Here is a 2,613-nt window from a genome sequence, read left to right as displayed (position 1 = left end):
CGGCGTCCCCGCAAACCCACAGTGCCCCGCCATCCCACGGAATGCCGCTCTGGCTTTTGACGTTGAAGTTGATTCGGCAGGTGCAGGGCTGCAAGCCCTGCCGATACCCTTACACTCACTACCGCCTCCCAACTGCCCACCTGCATGAACCTTCCGCTGCACTTCGGCCTGCTCGGCTCCCTCGAAGCCGGTGCCATCGCCCTGCTGGTCGGGCTGCTGGTGTACTTCCTCTGGCATCACCTGTGCCGCGCGTTGCGCTGGTCCATGGGCCATGCCATTGGCTGGGCCTGCGTGTTCTCCGTCGCCATCTCCGCCGGCATCGACATGTGGAAGCTGTTCTACATGGGCATCGTCCGCCTGGAATCGCCGCTGTATGCGCGCATCTTCCTCTCCACCATCCACGACCCCAACGAACTGGGCAGCCGCGTGGTGCTGGAAATCGCCGGCGCGCTCTCCGGTGTTGCGCTCGGATGGGGCTTGTTCAGTTCGCGGTCATCCGCGCAGAACGTCGATTGACGCAGGTTTTTCGTTGCGTGCCGGTTAAATCCGGCCGCGCTGAATGTGCACCTTATGGACCGCTCACTTTGCCCTAACCACCGTGCTAAACCATGCGCGGTGGCGAGTGGTTAATGGGGTGTATGCACGCCGGTCGCGGCCCAAAATCGATTCAGAAACGCGGTGGCAGGGTAGGTGCCGTGCGGAGACAACATTCCGCGCTCCACCACCCAAAGGAGATCCACCTGATGACTATTCGCAACCGCAAGCCCCTGCTCGCCCTGATCGTTGCCGCCGGTAGTGTGCTGGCCGTCCCGGCCATGGCGCAGAGCGCACAGCAGCAGGCAGCCCAGGCACAGAATCAGGCGGCGCAGGCCCAGCAGTCGGCGGCCCAGGCGGGCCAGGCGGCTGACCAGGCCTCCAGTGCGGCTGCATCGGCACAGGCGCAGGCCAGTGGCGGCGGCCAGACCTGGGCCAGCATCGATACCGATGGCAACGGCACCATCAGCAAGTCCGAGGCACAGGTGAACGCGGGCCTGGCCCAGGTGTTCGACCAGGCCGACACCAACAAGGACGGCGAACTCAGCGCCGATGAGTACAAGGCCTTCGTGGCCGCCCAGCAGGCCGGGGCGGGTGCAGGTGCCAGCGGCGGCAACTGATCGTCGCTCACTTTGAATGAAACCGGTTGAATGAATCCGGTTGTGTTCGGGGCAACCGGTGCATGGGGCCCGGGCGGCGAAGGCCGCCCGGGTTTTTGTTGCCCTCGCCACCCCTGTATCCTTGTCGCATGAACGCCTCCACGCCTGCGCGCTCGCGCGCCATCGGCCTGGTCGGTTTTGACGGTGACGACACGCTGTGGAAGAGCGAGGACTATTACCGCAAGGCCGAGCAGGAATACCTGGACCTGCTGTCGCGCTATGTCGACGTGCACGACACCCAGACCGCCCGCCACCTGCTGGAAGTGCAGCAGCGCAACCTGGCCGTGTTCGGCTACGGGGTGAAGGGCATGGTCCTGTCGATGATCGAAGCGGCCATCGACATCACCGGCCAGCGCATCGACGCCAAGGACATCCAGCGCATGCTGGATATCGGCCATGAAACCCTGCGCCACCCGGTCGACCTGATCGACGGCGTGCGCGAATCGGTAGCAGCCATCGCCGAGCAGTACCCGGTAGTGCTGATCACCAAGGGCGATCTGTTCCACCAGGAAGCCAAGATCAAGGTGGCCAAGCTGCACGAGCTGTTCCCGCGCATCGAGATCGTCTCGGAGAAGGACCCGGAAACCTACGCGCGCGTGCTGTCCGAATTCGATCTGCCGATGCAGCAGTTCGTGATGGTCGGCAACTCGCTGCGCTCGGATATCGAGCCGGTGGTCACCCTGGGCGGCTGGGGCATCCACACCCCGTACGCGGTTACCTGGGCGCACGAAACCCAGCATGGCGTGGCCGACGACGAGCCGCGCATGGTCACCGCCGATACCGCCTGGGATTGGCCGGCCGCGCTGGCCGCGATCGAGGCCAAGGCCGCTGCAGCGGCCTGACAGGACCCGGCGGCTGCGGCAGAATCGGGGCATGAACCGTTTCTCGATCCTGCTGCTGTCGCTCCTGCTGCTGGCGCCGGCCACCGTGCTGGCCCAGCAGACCGCCGAACGTTCGGCGGCCTACACGGTGGAAACCGGTGACCGCTGGCTGGATGCCCAGCTGCAGGACATCAACCACTACGCCGAGCGCTACCCCGATGCCTTCCTCGACGAGGTATCGCGCTACGCCAACGTGCCGCGCGGCTATGTCAGCGCACTGTTCACCAATCACGGCTGGCAGGCCGGCGATATCTACTTCGCCTGCTTCTGGGCCAAGGCCAGCGGCCAGACCTGCCGCGACAGCGTGCGCGCCTTCAGCCAGAACCCGGAAGGGGGCTGGGAGGCGGTGGTCACGCGCATGCCGGTGAAACCGGACAACCTGCATGTCCGCGCCGTGCGCCACGCCATCGTGGCCAGCTACGAGCACTGGGACCGGCCGATCACCCTCGACGCCACCCTGAAGCGCCAGCTCAAGCGGTAGTGCCGGGCCATGCCCGGCGAGCGCGACGCGCGGCCAGGGAGCCCGCCGGGCATGGCCC

At 66.0% G+C, this 2,613-nt stretch carries 4 protein-coding genes; all 4 read left to right on the top strand.

From position 1 onward, the window contains the following. Positions 1-144 precede the first annotated feature (144 nt). The 4 genes from IAE56_RS20780 to IAE56_RS20765 all read left to right on the top strand — a co-directional run bounded on the left by IAE56_RS20780 (position 145) and on the right by IAE56_RS20765 (position 2,555). The gene (locus IAE56_RS20780) at positions 145-516 is read left to right on the top strand and encodes a hypothetical protein (protein ID WP_200753823.1); all 372 of its coding nucleotides are present in this window, start codon (positions 145-147) and stop codon (positions 514-516) included. A gap of 227 nt (positions 517-743) precedes the next feature. Further along, positions 744-1,154, top strand: coding sequence for an EF-hand domain-containing protein (locus IAE56_RS20775; protein ID WP_200753822.1), 411 nt, complete (start codon positions 744-746; stop codon positions 1,152-1,154). A gap of 128 nt (positions 1,155-1,282) precedes the next feature. Further along, positions 1,283-2,035: an HAD family hydrolase gene (locus tag IAE56_RS20770; RefSeq protein WP_200753821.1), complete on the top strand. Its 753-nt coding sequence runs from the start codon at positions 1,283-1,285 to the stop codon at positions 2,033-2,035. 31 nt (positions 2,036-2,066) lie between these two features. Next, positions 2,067-2,555, top strand: a complete 489-nt coding sequence (locus tag IAE56_RS20765; RefSeq protein ID WP_200753820.1) for a hypothetical protein — start codon at positions 2,067-2,069, stop codon at positions 2,553-2,555. Positions 2,556-2,613 lie beyond the last annotated feature (58 nt).

It is taken from the genome of Stenotrophomonas sp. S41, assembly GCF_016624625.1.
Lineage (GTDB): Bacteria > Pseudomonadota > Gammaproteobacteria > Xanthomonadales > Xanthomonadaceae > Stenotrophomonas.
Note: the sequence above shows the minus strand (reverse complement) of the source record. Positions and strands in the feature narration are given on the sequence as shown.